Origin of the sequence: Romboutsia sedimentorum (assembly GCF_030131845.1) — a bacterium.
Classification (GTDB): domain Bacteria; phylum Bacillota; class Clostridia; order Peptostreptococcales; family Peptostreptococcaceae; genus Romboutsia_D; species Romboutsia_D sedimentorum.
On sequence record NZ_JASKYM010000003.1, the window covers coordinates 39,048 to 64,329 of the forward strand.

At 27.6% G+C, this 25,282-nt stretch carries 24 protein-coding genes; 22 read left to right on the forward strand and 2 right to left on the reverse strand.

The genetic code is table 11. The features are described from left to right. Positions 1 to 23 precede the first annotated feature (23 nt). From rlmD to clpX, 8 genes are all read left to right on the forward strand, one after another. Complete coding sequence (gene rlmD, locus QOZ84_RS08395) at positions 24 to 1,382, forward strand: 23S rRNA (uracil(1939)-C(5))-methyltransferase RlmD (RefSeq protein WP_284132515.1); 1,359 nt, start codon at positions 24 to 26, stop codon at positions 1,380 to 1,382. A 228-nt stretch (positions 1,383 to 1,610) separates the two neighbouring features. Continuing rightward, on the forward strand, positions 1,611 to 2,546 hold the full coding sequence (locus tag QOZ84_RS08400) for a phosphoglycerate dehydrogenase (RefSeq protein ID WP_284132516.1): 936 nt from the start codon (positions 1,611 to 1,613) through the stop codon (positions 2,544 to 2,546). Positions 2,547 to 2,729: 183 nt separating this feature from the next. After that, complete coding sequence (gene ligA / locus QOZ84_RS08405; protein WP_284132517.1) at positions 2,730 to 4,751, forward strand: NAD-dependent DNA ligase LigA; 2,022 nt, start codon at positions 2,730 to 2,732, stop codon at positions 4,749 to 4,751. A gap of 195 nt (positions 4,752 to 4,946) precedes the next feature. After that, complete coding sequence (rph, locus tag QOZ84_RS08410; RefSeq protein ID WP_284132518.1) at positions 4,947 to 6,296, forward strand: ribonuclease PH; 1,350 nt, start codon at positions 4,947 to 4,949, stop codon at positions 6,294 to 6,296. Further along, on the forward strand, positions 6,296 to 6,766 hold the full coding sequence (locus QOZ84_RS08415) for a metallophosphoesterase (protein ID WP_284132519.1): 471 nt from the start codon (positions 6,296 to 6,298) through the stop codon (positions 6,764 to 6,766). The genes rph and QOZ84_RS08415 overlap by 1 nt, the downstream gene beginning before the upstream one ends. A gap of 155 nt (positions 6,767 to 6,921) precedes the next feature. Then, a complete protein-coding gene (gene tig / locus QOZ84_RS08420; RefSeq protein ID WP_284132520.1) occupies positions 6,922 to 8,208 on the forward strand; it encodes a trigger factor in 1,287 nt (428 codons plus the stop codon). Positions 8,209 to 8,281: 73 nt separating this feature from the next. Next, entirely contained in the window at positions 8,282 to 8,866 is a 585-nt protein-coding gene (clpP, locus tag QOZ84_RS08425) for an ATP-dependent Clp endopeptidase proteolytic subunit ClpP (RefSeq protein ID WP_284132521.1), read from the forward strand. A 19-nt stretch (positions 8,867 to 8,885) separates the two neighbouring features. Next, the gene (clpX, locus tag QOZ84_RS08430) at positions 8,886 to 10,133 is read left to right on the forward strand and encodes an ATP-dependent Clp protease ATP-binding subunit ClpX (protein WP_284132522.1); all 1,248 of its coding nucleotides are present in this window, start codon (positions 8,886 to 8,888) and stop codon (positions 10,131 to 10,133) included. A gap of 47 nt (positions 10,134 to 10,180) precedes the next feature. On the opposite strand, the gene QOZ84_RS08435 is transcribed toward clpX, so the two are convergent. Further along, positions 10,181 to 10,705 carry a chromate transporter gene (locus tag QOZ84_RS08435; RefSeq protein ID WP_284132523.1) on the reverse strand — a complete coding sequence of 175 codons (525 nt, stop codon included), beginning with the start codon at positions 10,703 to 10,705 and terminating at the stop codon, positions 10,181 to 10,183. After that, the gene (locus tag QOZ84_RS08440) at positions 10,693 to 11,205 is read right to left on the reverse strand and encodes a chromate transporter (RefSeq protein WP_284132524.1); all 513 of its coding nucleotides are present in this window, start codon (positions 11,203 to 11,205) and stop codon (positions 10,693 to 10,695) included. Before QOZ84_RS08440 ends, QOZ84_RS08435 begins: the two co-directional genes overlap by 13 nt. Before the next feature lie 269 nt (positions 11,206 to 11,474). Between QOZ84_RS08440 and lon the strand changes: the two genes are divergently transcribed. The 14 genes from lon (at position 11,475) to QOZ84_RS08510 (ending at position 25,260) form a co-directional block, all read left to right on the forward strand. Next, entirely contained in the window at positions 11,475 to 13,823 is a 2,349-nt protein-coding gene (lon, locus tag QOZ84_RS08445; RefSeq protein WP_284132525.1) for an endopeptidase La, read from the forward strand. Then, the gene (gene yihA / locus QOZ84_RS08450; protein WP_284132526.1) at positions 13,823 to 14,434 is read left to right on the forward strand and encodes a ribosome biogenesis GTP-binding protein YihA/YsxC; all 612 of its coding nucleotides are present in this window, start codon (positions 13,823 to 13,825) and stop codon (positions 14,432 to 14,434) included. Before lon ends, yihA begins: the two co-directional genes overlap by 1 nt. 165 nt (positions 14,435 to 14,599) lie before the next feature. After that, positions 14,600 to 15,673, forward strand: a complete 1,074-nt coding sequence (locus QOZ84_RS08455; RefSeq protein ID WP_284132527.1) for a PRK06851 family protein — start codon at positions 14,600 to 14,602, stop codon at positions 15,671 to 15,673. A gap of 175 nt (positions 15,674 to 15,848) precedes the next feature. Continuing rightward, positions 15,849 to 16,529: a DUF881 domain-containing protein gene (locus QOZ84_RS08460; RefSeq protein WP_284132528.1), complete on the forward strand. Its 681-nt coding sequence runs from the start codon at positions 15,849 to 15,851 to the stop codon at positions 16,527 to 16,529. A 79-nt stretch (positions 16,530 to 16,608) separates the two neighbouring features. After that, positions 16,609 to 17,904 carry a GspE/PulE family protein gene (locus QOZ84_RS08465; protein WP_416390348.1) on the forward strand — a complete coding sequence of 432 codons (1,296 nt, stop codon included), beginning with the start codon at positions 16,609 to 16,611 and terminating at the stop codon, positions 17,902 to 17,904. A gap of 16 nt (positions 17,905 to 17,920) precedes the next feature. Next, on the forward strand, positions 17,921 to 19,111 hold the full coding sequence (locus tag QOZ84_RS08470) for a type II secretion system F family protein (RefSeq protein ID WP_284132530.1): 1,191 nt from the start codon (positions 17,921 to 17,923) through the stop codon (positions 19,109 to 19,111). 17 nt (positions 19,112 to 19,128) lie between these two features. Further along, on the forward strand, positions 19,129 to 19,506 hold the full coding sequence (locus QOZ84_RS08475; protein ID WP_284132531.1) for a type II secretion system protein: 378 nt from the start codon (positions 19,129 to 19,131) through the stop codon (positions 19,504 to 19,506). A gap of 86 nt (positions 19,507 to 19,592) precedes the next feature. Next, positions 19,593 to 20,411 (forward strand): pilus assembly protein PilM, encoded by an 819-nt coding sequence (gene pilM / locus QOZ84_RS08480; protein ID WP_284132719.1) that lies wholly within the window; start codon positions 19,593 to 19,595, stop codon positions 20,409 to 20,411. Then, positions 20,411 to 20,830, forward strand: a complete 420-nt coding sequence (locus QOZ84_RS08485; RefSeq protein ID WP_284132532.1) for a hypothetical protein — start codon at positions 20,411 to 20,413, stop codon at positions 20,828 to 20,830. Before pilM ends, QOZ84_RS08485 begins: the two co-directional genes overlap by 1 nt. 5 nt (positions 20,831 to 20,835) lie before the next feature. Next, positions 20,836 to 21,306: a hypothetical protein gene (locus QOZ84_RS08490; RefSeq protein ID WP_284132533.1), complete on the forward strand. Its 471-nt coding sequence runs from the start codon at positions 20,836 to 20,838 to the stop codon at positions 21,304 to 21,306. Positions 21,307 to 21,575: 269 nt separating this feature from the next. Continuing rightward, positions 21,576 to 22,628, forward strand: a complete 1,053-nt coding sequence (locus QOZ84_RS08495) for a YecA family protein (RefSeq protein ID WP_284132534.1) — start codon at positions 21,576 to 21,578, stop codon at positions 22,626 to 22,628. A gap of 260 nt (positions 22,629 to 22,888) precedes the next feature. After that, on the forward strand, positions 22,889 to 23,266 hold the full coding sequence (locus QOZ84_RS08500; RefSeq protein ID WP_284132535.1) for a hypothetical protein: 378 nt from the start codon (positions 22,889 to 22,891) through the stop codon (positions 23,264 to 23,266). Positions 23,267 to 23,271: 5 nt separating this feature from the next. Next, positions 23,272 to 23,589, forward strand: a complete 318-nt coding sequence (locus tag QOZ84_RS08505; protein WP_284132536.1) for a hypothetical protein — start codon at positions 23,272 to 23,274, stop codon at positions 23,587 to 23,589. Between the two features lie 75 nt (positions 23,590 to 23,664). Further along, positions 23,665 to 25,260 carry an NAD(P)/FAD-dependent oxidoreductase gene (locus tag QOZ84_RS08510; protein WP_284132537.1) on the forward strand — a complete coding sequence of 532 codons (1,596 nt, stop codon included), beginning with the start codon at positions 23,665 to 23,667 and terminating at the stop codon, positions 25,258 to 25,260. Positions 25,261 to 25,282 lie beyond the last annotated feature (22 nt).

A 25,282-nucleotide genomic window follows, 5' to 3' on the forward strand; every position in this document is an offset into this window, starting at 1 on the left:
ATACACGGACGGAGGATACCTTAATGTTATCAAAGAATGAAGAGTATGTTGTAGATATAGTTGACATAGGTCAAGGCGGAGTTGGAGTAGGCAAATATAATGGTTTTACAGTCTTCGTAGAGGGCGGATTAATACAAGACAAAGTAAAAGTTAAAATAAATAAGTCTAAGAAAAATTATGCGGTAGGTGATATAGTTGAAATAGTTGAGAAATCACCTTTTAGAGTTGATAGAATATGTAATGATTCTCTTAAAGACTGTGGAGGATGTCAGGTACAAGAACTAGATTATCAAAAGCAATTAGATATAAAAACAAATGAAGTAAAGCAAGTTATAAGTAGAATCGGAAAAATAGAAAATGTTAAGGTATATAACACAATTGGAATGGACGAACCTTGTAGATACAGAAATAAAGCACAATTTCCTATACAAAAGTTAAATAATGCACCGGCAATAGGTTTTTATAAGAGAAAAAGCCATGACATAATATCTATGGACAAATGTGTAATACAACATGATGTAAATGATAAAATAATGAAAATAATAAAAACATATATAAATGCTTATAGTGTAAGCATTTATGATGAAAAATCACATACAGGTGTTTTAAGACATTTAGTTACTAAAGTTGGATTTACTACTAATGAAGTTATGGTATTACTAGTTGCAAACGGAAAAAAATTACCATACTTAAATGAATTAGCATCTGTATTAGAAGAGAATGTACCCGGATTTAAAACATTAGTAGTTAATGTTAATAGAGCAAAAACTAACGTTATATTAGGTAGAGAAAATAGAGTAATATATGGTGATGGAAAGATAAATGATTATATAGGAGATTTAGTATTTGAAATATCTCCACTATCATTCTTCCAAGTTAACCCTGTACAGACTGAGGTATTATACAATAAAGCACTAGAATATGCAGATTTAAAAGAAAATGATACTGTATTTGATATTTATTGTGGTATAGGAACAATATCTTTATTCTTAGCGCAAAAAGCTAAAAAAGTTTACGGAATAGAGATAGTTGAAGATGCTATAACGGATGCAAAAACAAATGCTAAGTTAAACAATTTAGATAATGTTGAGTTTTATGTAGGAGAAGCAGAAGAAGTTGTTCCTAAGATGTATAAGGAAGGTAAAACTGCTAATGTAGTAGTAGTAGACCCTCCTAGAAAAGGATGCGATGAAAAAGTATTAGATACTATAGTTTCTATGGCACCTGATAAAGTTGTTTATGTTTCTTGTAACCCAGCTACATTAGCAAGAGACTTAGCTTATTTAGACGAAAGAGGATATCAGTGTAGTGAAATACAACCAGTAGATATGTTCCCTCATACAATGCACGTAGAATGTGTAGCAAAACTTATTAAAAAATAAAATTAAATGACATATATTACTATTTAAATATAAACATAATATAAATAAAGATGTTAAAAATGGTTACAATATTATTAAATAAATGTATAACACACCTCATTGTTTTTAACATCATAGTTTTTTATGCATTTATTTTAAAATAGATTAAGTCCTTCAAATTTTGAAGGACTTTTTAAGTTCCCTACATTATACTTATTATATAAATACTAAATACAATGGGGGTAAAATATGAAAGTTTTATTTACTATGAATTATGGGGAAGATAAATTTCAAAAAATAAGAGATTTAGGTTATGAGGTTACCTATTATCATGAAAATAAAGTATCAAATAACGATGATACAGATGATTCAGATATATTAGTAACATATAATCCTTTCAACACATTAGACATATCTAAAATGAGTAAATTAAAGTACATTCAAACAACGAGTGTAGGAGTAGATCAAATACCAAAAGAAAAGCTATTAGGCAAAGATATATTAATAGCTAACAATAAAGGCGGATATAGTGTTCCTATTAGCGAATGGATAGTAATGTATATTTTACAAATATATAAAAATAGCAAAAAATTTTATGAACAGCAACAGAACAAAAAATGGAAGATGAATTTTGAAATGACTGAAATGACTGGTAAAAAAATAGGTTTTATTGGGACTGGAACTATAGCTACACAAGGAGCTAAAAGGTTAAAAGCTTTTGGTGTAGAAATATGGGGTGTAAATACAAATGGTAGTGATAGAGAATATTTTGATAAATGTTTTTCTACATTAGAAATGAATACTGTATTTAAAGAATGTGATGTAGTTATATGTACAATACCTGCAACTAAAGAGACTATTGGCATAATAAATAAAGATAAATTTAATATTATGAAAGATAAGTCAGTTTTTATAAATGTTGGTAGAGGAAATATTTTAAATGAAGAAGATTTAGTAAGTTGTATAAATAAATTTAGAGGTGTAGCATTAGATGTTTTTCAAAATGAGCCACTAAGTGAAGATAATAAACTATGGAGCTTTGATAATGTTACTGTAACACCTCATAACTCTTGGGTAAGTGACAAAAACAACGAAAGAAACTTTGATATGATTTATAATAATCTTAAAAAATATATAAATAAAGAGTCAATAAACAATGTTATGGATATTTATAAAGGATATTAGAAGTCTATATTAAAAAAATGTCACGCTAGCGTGACATTTTTAGGTTTAGATTAGTATAAGAACATAAGAAGTATAATGCAAAAATTTTAACAATAATAATATTAAAATGATATACTTAAATATATTAAAGTCATAAAAAGGCAATACTAAAAAAGAGAAATTTTCATAAGAGGTGATACAAAAATGGCTATAGAAAAAAGGATAAATGAATTAATAGATTTAATAAATTATCACAATGAAAAATATTATAATCAAGATACTCCAGAGCTATCGGATTATGAATATGATAATTTGATGAAAGAGTTAATAAATTTAGAACAAGAAAATCCTAACTTAAAAAGAATTGACTCACCAACTAGTAGAGTTGGGGGGAAACCTTTAGATAAATTCGAACAAATTATACATAAAATACCTATGCTAAGTTTATCAAATGCTTATTCAGACCAAGATTTAAAAGATTTTGATAAAAGAGTAAGAGATATGGTAAGTGAAGAAGTGGAATATGTAGTAGAATTCAAAATAGATGGATTGTCAGTTGGTCTTACATATAATGATGGAATTTTTGAAAAAGGAGCTACTAGAGGTGATGGAGTTGTTGGAGAAGATGTTTCTCAAAATTTAATGACTGTAAAGAGTATACCTTTAAAAATAGATGAAGATAATGAAATAGTGGTAAGAGGAGAAGTCTATATATCAAAACAAAACTTCAAAAACGTAAATGAAAATCAAGAAGAACTAGGGCTACAATTGTTTGCTAATCCAAGAAACCTTGCAGCAGGATCGCTAAGACAACTTGATTCTAAGCTAACATCTAAAAGACCTTTAGATATATTTGTGTTTAACCTTGAACATGGTGAAAATATAGAATTTAAAAGTCATAGTCAATCATTAGAGTTTTTAAAAAACTTAGGTTTTGCAGTTAGCCCTAACTACAAAGTTTGCAACAAAATAGAAGCTGTTATTGATTTTATAAATTACTGGACAGAAAATAGAGAAAAACTAGATTTTGAAATAGATGGAATGGTAATAAAGGTAAATAAATTATCTCAAAGAGAGTTTATGGGATATACTGCAAAAAGTCCTAGATGGGCAATTGCGTACAAATTCCCAGCAGAAAGAAAAAAAACAAAAATAATAGATATTATAGTAGAAGTGGGAAGAACGGGAAACATAACACCTACAGCAGTTTTAGAGCCAGTTAGACTAGCTGGAACAAGTGTAAGTAGAGCTACACTACATAATGAAGATTATATAAAAGAAAAAGACATTAAAATAAATGACACTGTATTAGTTCAAAAAGCAGGAGATATAATACCACAAGTTATAGAAGTTATAAAAGAAGAACGTAGTGGAGAAGAAATAGAATTTGAAATGCCAAAAGAATGTCCTGTATGTAATGAACCTACTGTAAGACTAGATGGAGAAGCAGCCGTAAAATGTATAAATATGTCTTGCCCTGCACAAATAAGAAGAGGAATAATTCATTTTGTATCTAGGGATGCTATGAATATAGATGGATTAGGAGAATCGATAATAACGCTTTTATTAAATGAAAAAATAATAGAAGATATTGCTGACTTATATAATATAAAAAAAGAAGATGTTATAAATCTAGAGAGAATGGGTGATAAATCAGCTACTAATTTAGTTAATTCAATTGAAAAATCTAAAAGCAACGATTTATGGAGACTTATAAATGGATTGGGAATTAAATTTGTAGGTGTAAAAGGTGCAAAGATATTAGCATCTAATTTTAAAGATATAGATGAAATAATTAATGCAAGTAATGAAAAATTAATCGAATTAGACGAATTTGGAGAAACTATGGCAAATAGTGTAATACAATTCTTTAAAGAAGAAAAAAATATTAATGTCATAGAAAAACTTAAAAATGCAGGCGTTAATACTAAAGTAATAGTAGATGAAAATGCTAGTATACCTAAAATATTTGAAGGTATGAAGATAGTTTTAACAGGAACTTTGCCAACTCTAAAAAGAAATGACGCAAAAGAAATGATAGAAGCAAGAGGCGGTAAGGCAACTGCAAGTGTTAGTAAATCTACAACATTTGTATTAGCAGGAGAAGAAGCAGGATCTAAACTTACTAAGGCAAATGAACTAGGTGTAAAAGTGGTTGATGAGGATATATTTATTAAACTTACAAACTTAGAATCAAAAGAAGAAGTTCAAAATGAACTGCTTTAAAAACGATAAACATAATAATATGATGATATTTGGATTAATATAATATATTTGATATAAATTTGGTGATATTACAAAAGAGAAAGATACCGTTAATAGTAGAAAATTACTTCAAATATATGTTAATATTATTAATATATAAATAAATTTGAACGAATAAAAATCTCAAAACAAAAAGACTCAAGAGAGGTATAAAAAATGGCTAGAATTGATGATAGAAAAAATGACCAAATAAGAGATATAAAAATAACAAGAGATTATACAAGATATGCAGAAGGGTCTGTATTAATAGAAATGGGAGAAACAAAAGTTATATGTACAGCATCGGTAGAAGATAAAGTACCTCCATTTTTAAGACACAGTGGAACAGGATGGATAAACGCAGAGTATTCAATGCTTCCAAGATCTACTCACCAAAGAAAAATAAGAGAATCATCAAGAGGTAAAGTTGATGGAAGAACTCAAGAAATTCAAAGATTAATAGGAAGATCAATAAGATCTGTAATAGATTTAAAAAAATTAGGTGAAAGAACTATTTGGATAGATTGTGATGTAATCCAAGCAGACGGTGGTACTAGAACAGCTTCTATAACAGGTGCATTTGTAGCAGTTGTAGATGCTTTAAATAAATTACATAAGTCTAAATCAATAAAAGAAATACCTGTAAGAAACTTTGTATCAGCTATAAGTGTAGGGATAGTTAATCAAGAGCATGTCCTAGATTTATGTTATGAAGAAGATTCTAATGCACAGGTTGATATGAATATAATAATGACAGACAAAGGTGAATTTGTTGAGGTTCAAGGAACTGGTGAAGAACGCCCATTCTCAAGAACTGATTTAAATGCATTGTTAGAACTTGGAGAAAAGGGGAATAAAGAATTAATAAAGGCTCAAAGAGCAGCTCTAGGTGAAATAGCAGATGAAATATTAGGAATGGAATATGGCGATGAAGTAGTTATAGCTACTAATAATGCTCATAAATTAGAAGAAATTGGAGCAATATTAGAAGACTTTGATTATAATATATACTCATTAAAAGATGTAGATTTAGGTGGAATAGAAATAGTTGAAGATGGAAAAACATTTGAGCACAATGCCTTGATAAAAGCTAGAACAATAGCAAAAATGACTAAGATGATAGCAATATCAGATGACTCAGGGTTAGAAGTTGATGCTATAGGAAAAAAACCAGGTGTTTATTCTGCTAGATTTGCAGGAGAAAATGCGACTGATGAAGAAAATAGACAAAAGTTAATTAAGTCTTTAGCTAACATTCCTGCAAGCAAGAGAACTGCAAGATTTGTATCAGCTATAGCTGTAGTATTCCCTGATGGAAAAGAATTTGTAGTTAGAGGAACTTGTGAAGGAACTATAGGATTTGAAGAAAAAGGTAAAAATGGATTTGGATATGATTCATTATTTATAGTTAATGGATACAATAAGACTTTTGCAGAAATGCCAGCTACTATAAAAAATAGTATAAGCCACAGATCTAATTCACTAAAATTAATGAAAAGCGAGTTTAATAAAAGGGTAGTGAGATAATGAAAATAGGTGTAGTAAGTGACACTCATAGAATGAAAAAGTTTATTGATAAAACTATACCGTATTTAAAGGAATGTGATTTAATAATTCATGCAGGAGATAATTTTCTTGATTCAAAGTATATATATACTTTGACAAATGTAGATGTTATGGCGGTAAGAGGAAACTGTGATTTTGAAAATGTGGAAGAAGAATTAGTCTTTGAAGTAGAAGATAAAACTATATTTTTATGTCATGGAGATAAATATTGTGTTAAATATGGAATAGATATGCTAGAATCTAAAGCAAAGTCTATAAATGCAGACTTAGTTGTATTTGGTCATACTCATATTCCTTTATGTATACAAAGAGATGAAATACTATATTTAAATCCAGGAAGTGTATCACTTCCACGAGAAGTATCATATAGAAGTTTTGTTATATTAGATATAGAAAATGGGAAAGTACAAACGCAAGAAATCAAAATTTAATATATGCGAATAAGAAGTAAAGCTAAGCTTTATAAATCAAGGGAATACTTGTAAATAAAAAAACTTATGTGCTATAATTAAAGAGTTGAACTAGAGTACGATGGATATTGATTCCACATACAAATTATACATAACGATATAGGAGGATTAAATTAATGAAAGCAGAATTAATTAAAAAAGAAGGAAACAAAGTTACTTTAAAAATAACTGTAGATAATAATAAATTTGAAGCAGCAGTAACAAAATCATACAACAAGAACAAGGGTAAATACAACATACCAGGATTTAGAAAAGGTAAAGCACCTAAAGTTGTTATAGAAACTCAATACGGAAAAGGAATATTCTATAATGATGCTATAGAAATATTATTCCCAGAAGTTTATCCAAATGCTATAAAGGAATTAAACATAGATCCAATAGATAGACCAGATTTAGATGTTGAAGAAATAAGCCAAGATAACGGATTAGTTATGGTTGTTAACGTTGAAGTTAAACCAGAATTCGAATTAGGAGCTTACAAAGGTATAGAAGTAGCTAAAGTTGACAATAATGTAACTGAAACAGAAGTAGAAGTAAGCTTAGATGAAATGTTAAACAAAAACGCTAGATTAGTAAGTGTTGAAGATAAAGCATTAGAAAATGGAAATACAGCTATAATAGACTTTGAAGGATTTGAAAGCGGAGTTGCTTTTGAAGGTGGAAAAGGTGAGAACCATAACTTAGTTATAGGATCAAACACTTTCATACCAGGATTTGAAGAGCAATTAATAGGCAAAAAAGCAGGAGAAGAAATAGAAGTTAACGTTACTTTCCCAGCTGAATATCACGCAGAAAACTTAGCTGGAAAGCCAGTAGTATTTAATGTAAAAGTAAATGATGTAAAGGTAAAAGAATTACCAGAGTTAGATGATGAATTTGCTAAAGATGCAAGTGAATTTGATACATTAGCAGAATTAAGAGCTGATGTTAGAGCTAAGTTAGAAGAAGAAGCTAAAAATTCTTCAGAAGCTCAAATGAGAAATGTAATAGTTGAAAAAGTTGCTGCTAATACAGAAGTAGAAGCTCCAGAGTCTATGATACAACAACAAATAGATAACATGTTAATGGAACTTAACTACCAATTACAATATCAAGGATTAAACTTACAACAATTATTAGAAATGACAGGAAGAGATATAGCTGAATTAAGAGAAGAAAGAAAAGCTGATGCAGCTAAATTAGTAAAATCTTCTTTAGTATTAGAAGCTATAGCTGATGCAGAAAAAATAGATTCTAGTGATGAAGATTTCAGTGCTGAATTAGAAAAAATGTCATCTATGTACAATATGGAAGTAGAAAAATTAAAAGCTTCTTTAAGAGAAAGTGATATAGAAGACATAAAAAATCAAATAAAAATAAGAAAAACTATAGACTTATTAGTTGAAAACGCAATAATAGCTTAATTTTTTACAGTAGCCTATTTAGGCTACTGTAAATTATATATAAAAAATAGAAGATATAGAGGGGGTATGATCCATGGCATTAGTACCTGTAGTAGTTGAACAAACAGGAAGAGGAGAAAGATCGTACGATATATATTCTAGATTATTAAAAGATAGAATAATATTTCTAGGAGATGAAGTAAATGACGTCACATCTGGACTTATAGTTGCTCAGTTATTATTTTTAGAAGCTGACGATCCAGATAAGGATATACACTTATATATAAATTCACCTGGCGGAAGCATAACAGCTGGAATGGCTATTTATGATACTATGCAATATATTAAACCAGATGTATGCACTATGTGTATAGGAATGGCTGCATCTATGGGAGCATTTTTATTATCAGCAGGAGAAAAAGGAAAGAGATTTGCTTTACCAAACAGTGAGATAATGATACATCAACCATTAGGTGGAACTAAAGGTCAAGCAACAGATATAGAAATACATGCTAGACGAATAATAAAAATGAAGGAAACTTTAAATAAGATATTATCAGAGAGAACTGGTCAACCATTAGAAAAAATTCAAATGGACACTGAACGTGATAACTTTATGGATGCAAATGAAGCTAAAGCATATGGCTTAATCGATGAAGTAATTGCAAAAAGACCGTAGATAGGAAGAGGTGCTTAATATGTCAAAATACGAAGAAAAAAGACAGTTAAAATGTTCATTCTGCGGTAAAAACCAAGAACAAGTTAGACGATTAATTGCAGGACCGAATGTATATATATGCGATGAATGTGTTGAACTTTGTGATGAAATAATCCAAGAAGAAGTAGATGAAACTATTGAAGAGGATACTACATCATTACCAAAACCAAAGGAAATGATGGATATCTTAAATGATTATGTAATAGGACAGGAAAAAGCTAAGAAAACTTTATCAGTTGCTGTATATAATCACTACAAAAGAATATATAATAAAAAAGTTACTACTAAAGATATAGAAATTCAAAAGAGTAATATACTTTTACTAGGCCCAACAGGTTCAGGTAAAACTTTATTAGCTCAAACTTTAGCTAAAACTCTTAATGTTCCTTTTGCAATGGCAGATGCTACATCACTAACGGAAGCAGGATATGTTGGAGAAGACGTAGAGAATATTCTTTTAAAACTTATTCAAGCTGCTGATTTTGATATAGAAAAAGCCGAAAGAGGTATAATCTATATAGATGAGATAGACAAGATTGCTAGAAAATCAGAAAATCCATCTATAACAAGAGATGTTAGTGGAGAAGGTGTTCAGCAAGCGCTTCTAAAAATATTAGAAGGAACAACTGCTAATGTTCCACCACAAGGTGGAAGAAAACACCCTCATCAAGAGTTCTTAAAGATTGACACTACTAATATATTATTTATATTAGGAGGGGCTTTCGATGGAATAGAAAGAATAATCCAAAAACGTGGTGGAGAAAAAACACTTGGATTTGGTGGTAAAATAGAAAGTAAAAAAGAAATGGATTTAGGGAAAGTATATTCTAGAGTTCTTCCAGAGGATTTACTGAAATTTGGTATAATACCAGAATTCATAGGAAGAATTCCAGTTGTAGCAACTTTAGAATTATTAGATGAAGATGCTTTAATGAGAATATTAAAAGAACCTAAAAATGCTCTAGTTAAACAGTACAAGAAATTATTAGAACTAGATGATGTTACACTAGAATTTGAAGAGGATGCCCTTCGTGCTATAGCTAAAAAAGCTATAGAGAGAAACACAGGAGCAAGAGGACTTAGAAGTATAGTTGAAAATACAATGATGGAAAGTATGTTTGAAGTTCCATCTAGAGATGACGTCAAAAAAGTTATAGTAACAAAAGAAGCTGTTGATGAAGGGGCACAACCAGTTATAGTACTTAAAGATCAAGAAGAAAGTGCATAATAAAAGAAAGGAGCTTTTGTAGCTCCTTTTTTAATTGTATCATTTAACTAACGTAAAAATATTAAACCGAAAATACCATAAATGAAAACTATAGCAATAGAGCCTACTTTTTTCGTGTATAATAGATAGAAAGCAGATACGAAAGCTAATATTCCATACAAATTCCACGATATGTCTAAAGTTGATGAAAATGCGGCCGATAATATAAATCCAAGAGTTATAGGCCTAAGGACCTTAAGCAGATTTTCTATTTTAGCATTATCCTTAAACTTATTGAATAATTTTGATACTATAGTAAGTCCTATTACTGAAAAAACTATAACACCGATTGAAGCAGATATAGAACCTAATACGCCTGAAACTTTGAAACCAACAAATGTAGCACAATTGATAGCTATTGGTCCAGGAGTAGATTGTGATAGTGCTAATAGGTCTAAAAATTCTTGGTTTGATATAAACCCATATTTAGTTATAAATTCTTGCTGAATAAATGGAAGCATAGCATAGCCACCACCAAAACTAAAGGCGCCTATTTTTAAAAATATAAGAAAAAGTAATTTTACTTTTGCCATAGGCTATATACACCTCCTACTATTATTAAGTAAATAGGATTTATTTTAAATAGTCCAATTGACATAAATGATATAATTAATAATAGGATATTTTGCTTTGATTTAGGAAGTTTATTGAGCATGCTAATGAAAGAATAGAATAACAGAGCAATTACAACAGGGCTAACTCCCTTGAAAAATGCGTTTAATAATTGCGAAGATCCATTGTTAAAGTATAAATACGATAATGCTAAAACAATTACAAATGCTGAAAAAATAGAGCCTAAGGTGCAAACTATAACTCCAGGGATTTTATAAAGGCGATATCCTAATAAAACAGATATGTTAACAGCTAAAACACCGGGAAAGCTCTGGGCTATAGATAAATAATCTATAAACTCTTCTGAGGTTAAAAGTTCTTGTTTATGAACAAGTTCGTTTTCTATAAGAGGAACCATTGCGTAACCACCACCAAATGTAAAGGTGCCAATCTTTACGAAAGTTAAAAATAAATTTAACATTAAAAAACCTCCCAACTTCTAAAATTATATAAGTATATGTCTATTATATCATAATAAACAGACCTTATTCTAAAGCTTCAAATGGTGGCGTTACTCAGTCATATAAACGGAAATTATACTTAGATAAAATTAAAAAATGAATATAACTCCGGATATGTAATAAAATAAGAGTAAAATGAAGCATAAGTTTGGATTAATGTTGAAAATTAAGTTTCTTAAATATATAATAAATAAAGCAGTAAAATCTAGCGCTTTAAGGAGTGATATTAGTGGACAAAAATTATACTAAGATAGAACATGAATTACCGTTAATTCCCCTAAGAGGATTAGCGATATTCCCATATATGATATTAAATTTTGATGTAGGCAGAGAAGTTTCACTTAAAGCTTTAGATGAAGCAATGCTAGCGGAGGAATTAGTATTTTTAACTTCTCAAAAAGCAGCAGAAGTTGATGAACCCACAGAAGAGGATTTTTATCACGTTGGGACAATCTGTAAAGTTAAGCAGATGATAAAACTACCAGGCGAAACAGTACGTGTATTAGTAGAAGGAGTTTCAAGAGGTAGAGCTAAGGATATAAAATTAGAAGACGGATATTTCCAAGCAGTAGTAGATGAGATAGTTTTTGATGAGGAAAATGAAGATGAAGATATAGAAGTTGAAGCTTTTGTAAGAAACGTGTTTGATGCATTTGAAGAATACATAAACATAGGAAATAGAGTTTCACCAGAAATACTTGTATCTTTAGCAGAAATAGAGAATGTAGATCGTTTTATAGACACGATAGCATCTAACATATATCTAAAACCAGACCAAAAACAAAACATATTAGAAGAATTTGATATTAAAAAGAGACTAGAACTTATATACACAATTCTTTTAGAAGAAATAGATATATTAAAAATCGAGAAGAAAATAACTCTAAGAGTAAAAAAACAAATGAATAAAGTTCAAAAAGAATATTACCTTAGAGAGCAATTAAAAGCTATACAAAAAGAATTAGGTGAAGAAGAAGATATAAATTCTGAAGCTGATGAGTATAGAGCAAAGCTTAAAAAGATAAAAGCACCAAAAGAAACTAAAGAAAAAATATCTAAAGAAATAGAAAAGTTTTCTAAAGTATCTCCAATGTCTCCTGATTTAGGAGTTAGTAGATCGTATTTAGACACAGTATTTTCTATGCCTTGGAATAATGAAACAAAAGACAAGTTAGATTTAGTTAAAGCTAAAGAGATATTAGATGATGAGCACTATGGATTAGAAAAGGTTAAAGAAAGAATACTAGAGTATTTAGCAATAAGAACATTATCTAAGTCTTTAAAAGGACCGATTATATGTTTAGTAGGGCCTCCAGGTGTTGGTAAAACATCAATAGCTAAATCAATAGCAAATTCTTTAGGTAGAAAATTTGTAAGAATATCTTTAGGTGGAGTTAGAGATGAAGCTGAGATAAGAGGACACAGAAGAACTTATGTAGGAGCTCTTCCAGGAAGAATTGTAAATGGAATAAAAGAAGCTAAAACTAAAAATCCAGTATTTTTATTAGATGAAATAGACAAGATGTCAGCAGACTATAAGGGAGATCCATCTTCAGCAATGTTAGAGGTTCTAGACCCTGAACAAAACAAGGACTTTGTAGATCACTACTTAGAAATGCCTTTTGATTTATCTAAAATACTATTTGTTACTACTGCAAACAGCTTAAGCAGTATACCAAGACCATTATTAGATAGAATGGAAATAATAGAGGTATCAGGATATATAGAAGAAGAAAAACTAAACATAGCTAAAAAATACTTACTTCCAAAGCAAATGAAAGATCATGCATTAAAAGAAGAATTTATAAAAATGGATGATGATACTATAAGAGATGTAATAGATTCTTATACTAGAGAAGCTGGAGTAAGAAGTTTAGAAAGAACATTAGGTAAAATATGTAGAAAAGTTGCTAAGAAGTATGTAGAGAATCCTTCTTTAGAGGAACTTGTTATAACTAAAACAGACTTAGATGAATATCTAGGTAAAAATAGATATAAACATCAACCAGCTGGAGCTAAGCCTGAAGTTGGAATAGTAACTGGACTAGCATGGACATCTGTTGGAGGAGAAACATTAACTGTAGAGGTCAATGTTTTAAAAGGAAAAGGTCAAATTGTTTTAACTGGTAAATTAGGAGATGTAATGAAAGAATCTGCTCAGACTGCTATATCTTATATAAGATCAATAGCTGATAGATTTGATATAGATCCTGATTTTTACAAAAATAAAGATATCCATATTCATATACCAGAAGGTGCAGTTCCAAAAGATGGACCATCAGCAGGTATAACTATGGCTTTAGCTGTTATATCAGCTTTAACAAACATACCTGTGGCAAATGATATAGCTATGACGGGAGAAATAACTCTTAGAGGTAGAGTATTAGCAGTAGGTGGAGTTAAGGAAAAATTATTAGCAGCACATAGAATAGGAATAAATAAAATATTACTTCCAAAAGAATGTGAAGTAGATTTAGATGAAATACCACAAAACATAAAAGAAAAAATGGAATTTGTGCTTGTTGAACATATGGACGAAGTCTTAGAACATGCACTATTAAGGAATGGTGAAAAATAATGAAAATCAGAAGCTCAGAGATAACAATGAGTGCAGTAAATAAATCACAGTACCCAGATGAAGGTATACCGGAAATAGCTTTAGTTGGTAGATCAAACGTAGGAAAATCATCAACAGTAAATACTTTATTAAACAGAAGAAACTTTGCTAGAACTAGTCAAACTCCAGGTAAGACAAGAACTATAAACTTCTATCTTATAAATAATGAATTTTTCTTTACGGATCTTCCAGGTTATGGATATGCTAAAATAGCTAAGTGTGAAAAAGATAAATGGGGAACTATAATGGAAAGATATTTAGAAGATAGAGATGAGTTATGCGCTATTTTCTTACTTGTGGACATTAGACATGAGCCTACTAACGATGACGTTATGATGTATGAATGGATAAAGCACTTTGGATATAACTGTGTAGTAATAGCTACAAAAGCAGATAAAATATCAAGAGGTCAATACCAAAAGCATATAAGTATAATAAGAAAAAAATTACAATTAGAAAATGATGAAAAAGTAATTCCGATATCTTCTCTTAAGAAAACAGGAGTAGAAGAGGTTTGGGCTGAAGTAATAAATCAATATAGTGAACACGGTTATGAAATAACTGTAGATTAGTAAAAAAGAGTAGCAATTGGGATGCATTCACAATTTGCTACTCTTTTTTTGTATAAATGGATTAAATTTAAAATTTTACATAAAATAAACATTATATTAGTAACATAAACAACCACTTATTAATATTTTAATAAGATAGAAGATAAATCTTAGGGGGTTTTAATTATGGAAGAAAAAGTTAGACATTTATTCCCAGGTGGTAATACAGCAAATGGATCATTCAATTTTTTTGAATATATGATTCCGACTAATGTAAATAGGATTTTTTGTTTAAAAGGCGGTCCAGGAGTAGGAAAATCATCACTAATGAAGAAAATAGCAAAACAATTTATAGAAAGTGGATATGAAGTTGAATTACATCATTGTCCGTCAGACCCAGATTCTTTAGATGGAGTTGTAATAAAAAAACTAGGTGTAGTTTTATTAGATGGAACAGCTCCTCATATAGTCGATCCTAAGGATCCAGGAGCAATAGATGAAATAGTTAACTTAGGAGATTACTGGAATTTAGAAAACTTAGAAAAAAATAAACAGGAAATAGTAGAAAGTGGAAAAGATATAAGCAACTCATTTAAAAGAGCATACAAGTTTTTAAAAGCTTCAGAACCTATATATAATGATATAGAAGACAAATATAAAGACTGTATGGATTTTGGCCAAGTAAATTTATTAACAGAACATTTTATATATGATTTGTTTAAAGAAACTAGTAGCACTGGCATATACAAAAAAGAAAGACATTTATTTGGAACTGCTATAACTCCGCAAGGTCACATAGACCAAACTGATAGTATTATTAGTGAAGTATCGAAAGTTTATTATTTAAATGGAAATATTGGAACAGGAAAAACTACATTTCTACAAAAAATATGTGACAAAGCTGTTCAAAAGGGAATGAATGTGGAAGTATATCATTCTCCTCTTATAAAAGAGAAATTAGAAACTATAATAATTAAAGATTTAGATATAGGGATAACTACAAGTAGTTTATTTGAAGGACATAGTACTATTGATTTAAATAAACATCTAAATATAAATAAATTATCTAAGTATGAAGAAGAAATAAAATTCGATAAAAAAATCTTTGATGAGTTAATAAATATAGCTATTTTAAATTTAAAAAAAGCTAAAGATAAGCATGATATTATAGAATCATACTATGTTCCTAATATGAAATTTAATGAAATTGAAAATTTAAGAATTGAATTAGTAGAAAGAATTTTAAAATATGAAAAATAAATTTTATTAAATATAAAAGCTATAGAAATAAGTATGTATTAATTGATACATAAATTCTATAGCTTTTTACTATAATAAAAGCATAAATATTTAGAATGAAGTATAATCAGTATGTACAAGTTTAGAGTGAATATAAGATAATATTTAAAATTAAATTTATAGGGAGTATATTGGTATGAAAAATAGATATGTGTTGATAATAATAACTAGTGCAATGTTAGGTGTATTCATTGGAATGACAAATAGAGAGTATGAAAGAAAAAAGGATATATACATAAGCAAAGATGAAAGCATTAAAAAAGAAATATACATAGCAAATAAAGATATTAAAAAATTAAACAAAGAAAAACAAAACATAGAAGAAGAATTAGAAAAATTAAAAGTAAAATATGAAGATGAAAAAAATATAAAAAAAGTAGAAAATCTAAAATCAAGATTATCATACACTGACATTACCAATAGTGGAATAGTTATAAATATAGATGCTTTAAATGAAGAGGCAGGGAATATAGCAAATATAATTGATTATAATAAGATATTAATTAATATTATCAACGAACTTAAAATAAATGGAGCAAAGCTAATATCTATAAATGGAGAAAGGCTTAATCAATATTCAGCAATAGTTTTAGCTGGAAATCATATAAATATAAATTCTGTTCCAATTGCTCAACCTTATGAAATAAAAGTTATCGGAGATTATAATAAATTATATAAATATATAAATAAAAAAAATAATTATTTAACAAATATAGAAACTAATTATCCTGTAAAAGTAGAATTTAAAGTTGATAAAAATATAACTCTTCAAAAAATGAATGTGCCGAATAAATTAGAATATATAAAGGGTGAGTAAAATTATTTTACAAGAGGATGTATTAACTAAATTAATTCCAAAGAAAATAGCTAAAAGATACAATGTTTTTCCTGTTAGAATGAATGAAAATAATCTGCATGTAGAGATAGAAAATGAAGACATATGTGCAATAAGAGATTTGAAATTAGCCACAGGAATGAATATTATATTAGAAAAACAAGATAAAGAAGTAATTGGGACAAAGATAAAAAAATATTATGAAGAGGATAACAAGTTAGATGAAGGATATGCTAGAAATTTATACAATGATATTTTAAATGAAGCTGTATCTAAAAATGCAAGTGATATACATATAGAGCCGTTTGAACAACACTTAATAATAAGGCTTAGAATAGATGGAGAATTAAATGAAATATCAAAAATTTCAATGGATATATATCAGTACTTAAGTTCTGTAATAAAATTAGAGATGGAGATGGATATTACAGAAAAAAGATTGCCTCAAGATGGTAGAACAGATTTAAATATTAATGGGCACTTAATAGATATTAGAGCTTCTTGTATTCCTACAATGCATGGAGAAAAAATCGTGCTAAGAATATTAAATAGAAATACATTTTTAAGAAGTAAAGAAGAGTTAGGTTTTTCTATTGAAGCAACAAATAAAATAAATAATATCATAAATAAAAAAAGTGGTATTTTACTAGTTACAGGTTCAACAGGTAGTGGAAAAACAACTACTGTATATTCTATATTAAATGATTTGAAAAATACAAATAAAAATATAATGACAATAGAAGACCCTGTTGAATACAAAATAGAAGGAATAAATCAAATTCAAGTAAACAACAAGGTTGGGTTAGACTTTGGAGTAGGCCTAAAATCCATATTAAGGCAAGATCCAGACATTATAATGATAGGTGAGATAAGAGATGTAGAAACTGCTAAAATAGCAGTAAGAGCGGCTATAACAGGTCATTTAGTAATAAGCACTGTACATACAAGTGATGCTATATCCTCTATTGTAAGATTAATAGATATGGAAATACCACAATATCTATTAAATTCATCTCTTATAGGAGTAATATCTCAAAAATTAGTAAGAAAAGTATGTACACATTGTAGCAGGGATATTCTTATTAAAGACAGTAGAGATGGAGATATAAATACCAAAGTATCTGTAGGGTGCAAAGAGTGTAATGGAAAAGGATACTTAGGTAGAACAGCTATATATGAAGTACTAGAAATTGATGAAGATATAAAAAAATGTATAAGAGAAATGAAAGAAGCTAAAGAGATAAAAGAAATAGCACAAAAAAATGGAATGATAACATTTGAACAGAGTAGTAAAAATTTAATTGAAAACAAGATAACTACATTAGAAGAATGCATAATGGTAGATAATTTAGAATAAACAGGAGAATTATTGAATGAGTTTTTATGAATGTATAGTTTATGATAACAATAAAAAGAAGAAAAAAATAAAAATAAAAATAGAATCAGAGTCTAAAGAAGATTTATATAATTATATAAATACTAATGAATTGACCATAGTAAGTAGCAAAGAAGTAAAAAATACAACTAATAATAAAAAAATAAAAGAAAAAGAACTAAGAGTTCTATGTAGACAGATGGGTATATTGCTAGAATCAGGATGTGAAATAACAAAAGTAATGGGCATATTAAAAAATCAATCTAATAATAAAATGGATGATATATTATCACAAATATCAAATCATATTCAGCTAGGAAATTCTATAACTGAATCCTTCCAAAAAATAAATTTATTTTCATCATTTTTTATAAGTATGATAAAAGCAGGAGAGTTTAGTGGTAACTTAGATAAAGCAATGCATAATTTAGCTGACTATTACGATAAAGAATACAAGCTAAAATCAAAAATTAAAACAGTTTTAATATATCCTATAATATTACTTATATTATCGATGTTATCTATGCTATTTATAATGATAATAGTTATACCTAATTTTGAGATGATATTTATAAGCAATGGTATAAAAGTACCATTATTGACTAAAATATTAATAGGAACATCTAGATTTATAAGAACTAAATATATTTATATAATAATGTTTATTTTAGTAGCTACACCTCTATTAACTCATTTCATAAAAAATAATCCTAAAATAAATAAATTTAAAAATAATCTTAAATTTAAAATCCCTCTTATAAAAAATATAACAAACTTAGTTATAACAACCAGATTTTGTAGAGCATTAAATATGTTAGTAGCAAGTGGCGTTCAAATTGTAAAAGCGATAGACATATCTGCACAAACAATAGATGATAAATTTATTTATGAAAAACTATTAATATCAAAAGAATATATTGAAAAAGGAAACAGCATAGGAGATTCTTTAATGAAAGTAAATATTTTCCCTAAGCTATTTATATCTATGATAAATATAGGCGAAGAAAGCGGGAAGCTAGATGATAGTTTAAAGACTATTGATAGTTTTTGTAGCAATGATTTAGATATAAAAATAGAGCAGATTATGAAAATTATAGAACCTTTAATAATAGTAATAGTTGGGGTTTTTATAGGTATATTTATGGTGGCTATGGTTATACCTATGTTTGATGCGATAGTTTCAATATAGATAGAAGGAGAATAAAAATGAAAAATAAAAAAAGAAAACCTGGATTTACACTAGTTGAAATGGTAATAGTTGTTACTATACTAGGGATTTTATCAAGTTTAGGATTTATGAAATTTGGACAAGTTCAAGAAAATGCAAAACTTAATTCAGATTATGTAGCAGCATCTAGCTTAGCGACGGCAACAAATTTAGCGCTAAATGATAATAAAGTAAAAGTTGGAGATAAAGTTACTCCTCAAGTTTTACAAGGTCATGGGTATATAAGTACAGTGCCTAAATCTCAAAGTAAGGATACTGATTTTGAAATAGCTATTGAAAAAGATAGCCAAGTAATTGTAAAAGTAGGGGATGTTGTATTTTATCCTAAAGTAGAAAAACAAAACAGCGCTAGCTAAAAACTTAAATAAAAATTTTCACTATAACGTGAAATTGTGTAAAAGAATTTAGGAGTGATATTATTAAAAAAATAATAAATGTTGAAATAAATAACAATCAAATAAAAATAACTCTTTTAAGAAAATCAAAAAACGAAATAACAATATTCAAATCATCAGAAAAAACAATTCCAAATAAATACATACTAGAAAATGATATAAATATACAGTCAGATTATATATCGCATGTAATAAAACAAGAAGTAAGGGGCGTAGAAAAATCATATAAAAATATAGTCTACAATATTCAAGATGACAAAACAATAATTATAAATATTGAAACACTAAACATTAAAAATAAAAAGGACTTATTAAAAATAATAAAGTGTGAAATTAAACAATATACACCTATAAATATAGATGATTATAGAATCAAATATAAGATAATAAATTCAAATAAAAATAAATTGAATTTGCATGTTATATTAATTGAAAAAGTAACAATAAATTTATGCAATCAAATTTCAACAAAACTAAAAAGTAAACCTAGAATACTAAACGTAAATTGTGATATATTGCAAAAATTATTGAGTTTAAACTTAATACAGGATTTTTCAAAAGAAGGTGTATTTATAGAATGTAAAGATAGAGACTTTATAATAAACATTGTAAAAGAAAATAAAATATATGAATCTCATATACTTCCTAGAACTATTCAATCTTATGAATCAGTAGTAAATTCAATTAAAGATTTTAAAACTATATATTACTATGGAAAAAATGATCCTTTTATAAAAAGTTATCTAAGTGATGATTTCAAAATAAGACCATTAGAAATTGATGATAATATAAAATTAATAAAAAATAAAAAATTACTAAGAGATAAAAGTATAAATTACATAAACAGCATAGGAATGATAATATAATGAAAAAATATAAAACTTTAAATTTTCTTGAGGATAATAAATATGATTTTATAAACAAGTTAGCTTTATTTAGTGTTTTGGTTTTTATATTTTTAAATTTATTAATCCACTTAATAAATTTAAAAGAGTTAAAATCAGAAATAGTAAATAGCGAAACTCAGAAGATAACTACTAATAAAGTTGAAAAAATAAAAGAAGTAGATACAAATAATATAAAATTAATTTATTCAATGTTTGGTCCTGAAAATATAGATGAGATGAAACTTTCAAACGAAAATATTGAGGTGCGTGGAAAATGTAGTGATTTAAATTTACTTTATGACATTGAAGACGTAGAATTGATTAAAAATGCATCAGTAGATGGTATAAAAAAAGAAGAAAATTACTATATGTTTAGATTAGAATATCAAGCTAGGTGATAAATATGAATTTTAATAAAATAACGAAAAAATTTATAGGTGTATTTATAATAATTATAATTGGGATTTTTATAAATAAAATTGTGATAAGACCAGTTGAAGTTGAAATTAATAATTTAGAAAATAAAAAAGTAAAAACAATAACTAATGAACAAAAAAAAGAAATAAAATATAAAAAAGAAAATGACGATTTAGTTTTAAAGATAGAAAACGAATTTAGCAAATTTATTGATGTATTGTATGTAAATAAATTTTTAGAGTGGGATGAAAATAATAACGAATTTATAAATATAGAATTAAAAGTAAGCGGAAGTATAGAAGAATTACTTAAGTTAAATGATGAAATAAAAAAAATAAAAGGAAATAATTCTATACAAAATATACAAATTAATAAAAAAAATACTAACAATGTAGAAATAAAAGATGAGATAAAAGTCGATATTATAGAATGCATAATGACGCTTAGAGTCGGATAGAGAGAGAGATTGAAATAACGGATATGTTAGTATCGATTTGTGATATATATTAAGGGAATTAGTATGAACTTAATTAGAAAAACATAAAGGAATTTAGGTTAATCTTATAGAAAATCTATAAATAATGCATTTAAATGTTATACCAAAGCTTAATAATATACATAAAAATAATAAAATAATATTATAATTATAGAATCGTTGGATAAAAAATGGTATAATAATAAATTGTACTTTAATTTAATTTTAAAAATGAAGGAGTGAAAGTCACATTGTTAGGGAGAAATGAGTTATGCCCTTGTGGCAGCGGCAGAAAATATAAAAGATGTTGTTTAAATAAAGATGTTGTTTCAGAAAGAGCAGGGAGAAAAGTTGTGCTTTCACAAAAACAATATTCAGAATTGTATACAAGAATACAAGAGTATTCAAAACAAGATAAATTTAAAGAAGAATATGAAAAAGCTAAAGAAATGTTTTACATAGTGGAAGATGAATCAATTAATGCAAAGTTTGAAAGATTCTTCAATACTTATTTTGTACAAGACCATATAATGGAAAGCAAAAAAGTTATGACTGTTGACTTCTATGAAGCTAATAGAGATAATTTAAATACAAAAGAAGTAGAAATATTAAGAAACTTATTTGAATCTTACGTAGGTATATATGAAGTTAAAGAAGTTTTAGATGGACAGATTTTATTAACTGATTGTTTAACACAAAAAGAAGTTTATACAGAAGATGTAAACTTATTAAAAGACTTCAAAGTAGGAAGCTGTATGATAGCTAGAATAGTTAGTGTTGAGGATACAAGTATATTAATAGATGTAACTATAAGCATATCTAATGCAGTTAAAGATATTATATGTAGTGACATAGTAAACTTATTCAATCAATACGAAGATTTATACAAAGATATGAGTACTTTCTTAATACATCATACTCATATATTATATAAATATATGCAACAACTATTAGACCCAAGTATAGCTGAATATTTAAAACAACAAAAAGACGAAAAAATGAATAAAGCAACACAAGAAGTAGCATTAACATCTGAAGATTCAAATGAAGATGAATGTAGAGTATGCTTTGCTCTTAGACAAAATGTTGAAAAAGATAATATAGATTCATGCATAGCGTTTTGGAATGAGTATAAACAAGTTCATGGAGAAGTAAAAGGATCTGAAAATGGATGGGCTGCAGCAGTTGAATATCATATTAAAAAAGTTGCTGGAGAAAATATAACTCAAGCACAAATATCTAAAAAATACGAAATAAGTCCTAGTACATTAGGAAAAAGATACAAAGATCTTAAAGTATCTTAGATTTTATTAAAAATTTATAAGGTATTATTTATGAAATTTTATCTATAGTATGATTAAAAAAGTTTATTTAAGAGAATAAATAAACATATATAAAATAATTTAGGAATTATATTAAATATAGTTCCTAAATTTTTGCTCAAAAAAATACAAATAAGTACAAAAAAATTAAATTTAATATAATTTATTAAAAAAAGGTTTTAAAATTTGCGAATAATGTATAATATAATAAATATAAAAAATGTATGGAAAGAGGTATAGTTATGAGTCTTAGTTTAGGAAATGCAATAGCAGTATCAACAAACTTTATAAAATCTAATCCAGCAGTACCTGTATATAAGGGAGAAGAAAATCCAAGTAATCTTTATGCTGTTATTTATCATATAGAGATAGCCTACAATGAAGGTAAAGCTCAAAAAACTAAACAATACATAATAATAGATTATAAAGAATTTAATTTATCTATAGATGCAAAAAATGAATTGATAGAAGTTGCTAAACAATATTGTAGGGCAAATTCAATATCAGAAGATGAACAATTAGAAATAGCTCTTTTAGACAACGAAGAAGCAGAAAACTTCTTAGAAAAAATATTTAACAATATGAAGGTTATAAGAGGTCTTATAACTAAAAAGGACTAACTAATATGAATTTAGTAGGAATTGAAAACATAACACCTTATGAAGGTGTAGTAGAATTTAAAGTATATAAGTATGATGATGAAATTGAATTAGGGAATAAAGACTTATTTGTATGTGATTTAAAAATAGTAATGATTAAAATTAATCCAGCTTACGTACAAAGAATAGGTAAATCAATAGATGCACTAGCTTTAGTTACTAATTTGAATTGCAATATAGAAAAATCATCTATAAAAGAAGAAATCAAAGATTTTATATTAGATGAAATTTATGAAGAAAATCTAGAAAAAGAGAATATAGATATTATGTTTATAGAAAGCTAGGTTTAAAATCCTAGCTTTTATATTGCATTAAATTAAGCGTTGTAAACAATAAAAAATAAAGATAGGAGTAATGAAATGATAAGAATATCTAATTTGAAACTGGGAATAGATGAAGATGTATCAGTATTAAAAAAACTTGTATTAAGAAAATTAAAAATAAAAGAAAATGAACTTATAAAGCATCACATATATAAAGAAGCTATTGATGCTAGAAAAAGAGGTAAAATAGATTTTGTTTATACTGTAGATGTTGAAGTTAAAAATGAAGATAAGTTATTAGAAATGAAGATTAAAGATGTTATTAAAGTAAAAGAAACTAAATATATAGGTGTAGAAATAGGTAGTGAAAAACTAAAAAATAGACCTGTAATAATAGGTAGTGGACCAGCTGGATTATTTAGTGCACTACTTTTAGCACAAAGAGGATATGCACCTATGTTACTAGAACGAGGATTAGACGTTGATAATAGAACTAAAGATATAGATGATTTTTGGAAAAATAGAAAATTTAAAAACAATTCAAATGTTCAATTTGGAGAAGGTGGTGCCGGAACTTTTTCAGATGGAAAACTTACGACTAGAATAAAAGATATTAGGTGTAGAAAGGTTTTAGAAGAACTTGTAAACTTTGGTGCACCAGATGAAATATTATACTCTCATAAACCACATGTAGGTACTGATATATTAAAAGGTGTTGTTAAAAACATAAGAAATGAAATAATAAGACTTGGAGGAGAAGTTAGATTTGATTCTAAAGTAACTGATATTATTCTGGAAAATAATGAAATAAAATCTATAGTAGTAAATGAAAATGAAACTATAGAAACTGAAAATGTAATATTAGCTATTGGGCATAGTGCTAGAGATACTTATAAAATGCTTAATAAAAGAGGTGTAAGAATAATACAAAAACCTTTTGCTATAGGTGCTAGGATAGAACATCCTCAAGAATTAATAAATAAATCTCAATATAAAGAATTCTATAATCATCCTAGATTAGGAGCCGCTGATTATAGATTAATAGAACATACTTCTAATCTTAGAACAGCATATACTTTCTGTATGTGCCCAGGAGGAAGTGTAATAGCTTCAGCATCTAATGAGTGTGAAGTTGTAACAAATGGTATGAGTGAACATGCTAGAGACAAATCTAATGCAAATAGTGCTTTTTTAGTAAATGTATTGCCTGAGGACTTTGGAAGTGAAGATCCATTAGCAGGTATAGCATTCCAAGAAAAGTATGAAAGATTAGCATATGAACTAGGTGGAAAAAATTATAACGCTCCAGCTCAATTAGTGGGAGATTTCTTAAATAATAAAGTGTCAACATCTTTAGGTAGTGTAGAACCGTCATACAAGCCAGGAGTTGAGTTTGTAGATCTTAGAGAGTGTTTACCAGAGTTTGTTACAACTACTATGAAAGAAGCCTTAAAATCGCTTGACAACAGGCTACATGGATTTGCTATGCATGATGCAGTTTTAACTGGTGTAGAAACTAGATCATCAGCTCCTGTAAGAATAGTTAGAGATGAAGAAACATTACAATCATCAAATACTAAAAATTTATATCCTTGTGGAGAAGGCGCGGGATATGCCGGTGGCATAGTTACTGCTGCCGTTGATGGTATAAAATGTGCTGAAAAAATAATAGTTAAATATTGTAATAAATAGAAAATATCAAGTGAGATATTTT

Excerpts from the sequence above, each read along its gene's own strand:
- QOZ84_RS08510 (WP_284132537.1), top strand. The coding sequence starts at position 23,665 with ATGATAAGAATATCTAATTTGAAACTGGGAATAGATGAAGATGTATCA.
- tig (WP_284132520.1), top strand. The coding sequence starts at position 6,922 with ATGAAAGCAGAATTAATTAAAAAAGAAGGAAACAAAGTTACTTTAAAA.
- ligA (WP_284132517.1), top strand. The coding sequence starts at position 2,730 with ATGGCTATAGAAAAAAGGATAAATGAATTAATAGATTTAATAAATTAT.
- yihA (WP_284132526.1), top strand. The coding sequence starts at position 13,823 with ATGAAAATCAGAAGCTCAGAGATAACAATGAGTGCAGTAAATAAATCA.
- QOZ84_RS08475 (WP_284132531.1), top strand. The coding sequence starts at position 19,129 with ATGAAAAATAAAAAAAGAAAACCTGGATTTACACTAGTTGAAATGGTA.
- QOZ84_RS08505 (WP_284132536.1), top strand. The coding sequence starts at position 23,272 with ATGAATTTAGTAGGAATTGAAAACATAACACCTTATGAAGGTGTAGTA.
- QOZ84_RS08485 (WP_284132532.1), top strand. The coding sequence starts at position 20,411 with ATGAAAAAATATAAAACTTTAAATTTTCTTGAGGATAATAAATATGAT.
- QOZ84_RS08500 (WP_284132535.1), top strand. The coding sequence starts at position 22,889 with ATGAGTCTTAGTTTAGGAAATGCAATAGCAGTATCAACAAACTTTATA.
- QOZ84_RS08415 (WP_284132519.1), top strand. The coding sequence starts at position 6,296 with ATGAAAATAGGTGTAGTAAGTGACACTCATAGAATGAAAAAGTTTATT.
- QOZ84_RS08400 (WP_284132516.1), top strand. The coding sequence starts at position 1,611 with ATGAAAGTTTTATTTACTATGAATTATGGGGAAGATAAATTTCAAAAA.
- rlmD (WP_284132515.1), top strand. The coding sequence starts at position 24 with ATGTTATCAAAGAATGAAGAGTATGTTGTAGATATAGTTGACATAGGT.
- QOZ84_RS08490 (WP_284132533.1), top strand. The coding sequence starts at position 20,836 with ATGAATTTTAATAAAATAACGAAAAAATTTATAGGTGTATTTATAATA.
- rph (WP_284132518.1), top strand. The coding sequence starts at position 4,947 with ATGGCTAGAATTGATGATAGAAAAAATGACCAAATAAGAGATATAAAA.
- QOZ84_RS08455 (WP_284132527.1), top strand. The coding sequence starts at position 14,600 with ATGGAAGAAAAAGTTAGACATTTATTCCCAGGTGGTAATACAGCAAAT.
- QOZ84_RS08435 (WP_284132523.1), bottom strand. The coding sequence starts at position 10,705 with ATGGCAAAAGTAAAATTACTTTTTCTTATATTTTTAAAAATAGGCGCC.
- clpX (WP_284132522.1), top strand. The coding sequence starts at position 8,886 with ATGTCAAAATACGAAGAAAAAAGACAGTTAAAATGTTCATTCTGCGGT.
- QOZ84_RS08465 (WP_416390348.1), top strand. The coding sequence starts at position 16,609 with ATGAATGAAAATAATCTGCATGTAGAGATAGAAAATGAAGACATATGT.
- clpP (WP_284132521.1), top strand. The coding sequence starts at position 8,282 with ATGGCATTAGTACCTGTAGTAGTTGAACAAACAGGAAGAGGAGAAAGA.
- QOZ84_RS08460 (WP_284132528.1), top strand. The coding sequence starts at position 15,849 with ATGAAAAATAGATATGTGTTGATAATAATAACTAGTGCAATGTTAGGT.
- QOZ84_RS08440 (WP_284132524.1), bottom strand. The coding sequence starts at position 11,205 with ATGTTAAATTTATTTTTAACTTTCGTAAAGATTGGCACCTTTACATTT.
- QOZ84_RS08470 (WP_284132530.1), top strand. The coding sequence starts at position 17,921 with ATGAGTTTTTATGAATGTATAGTTTATGATAACAATAAAAAGAAGAAA.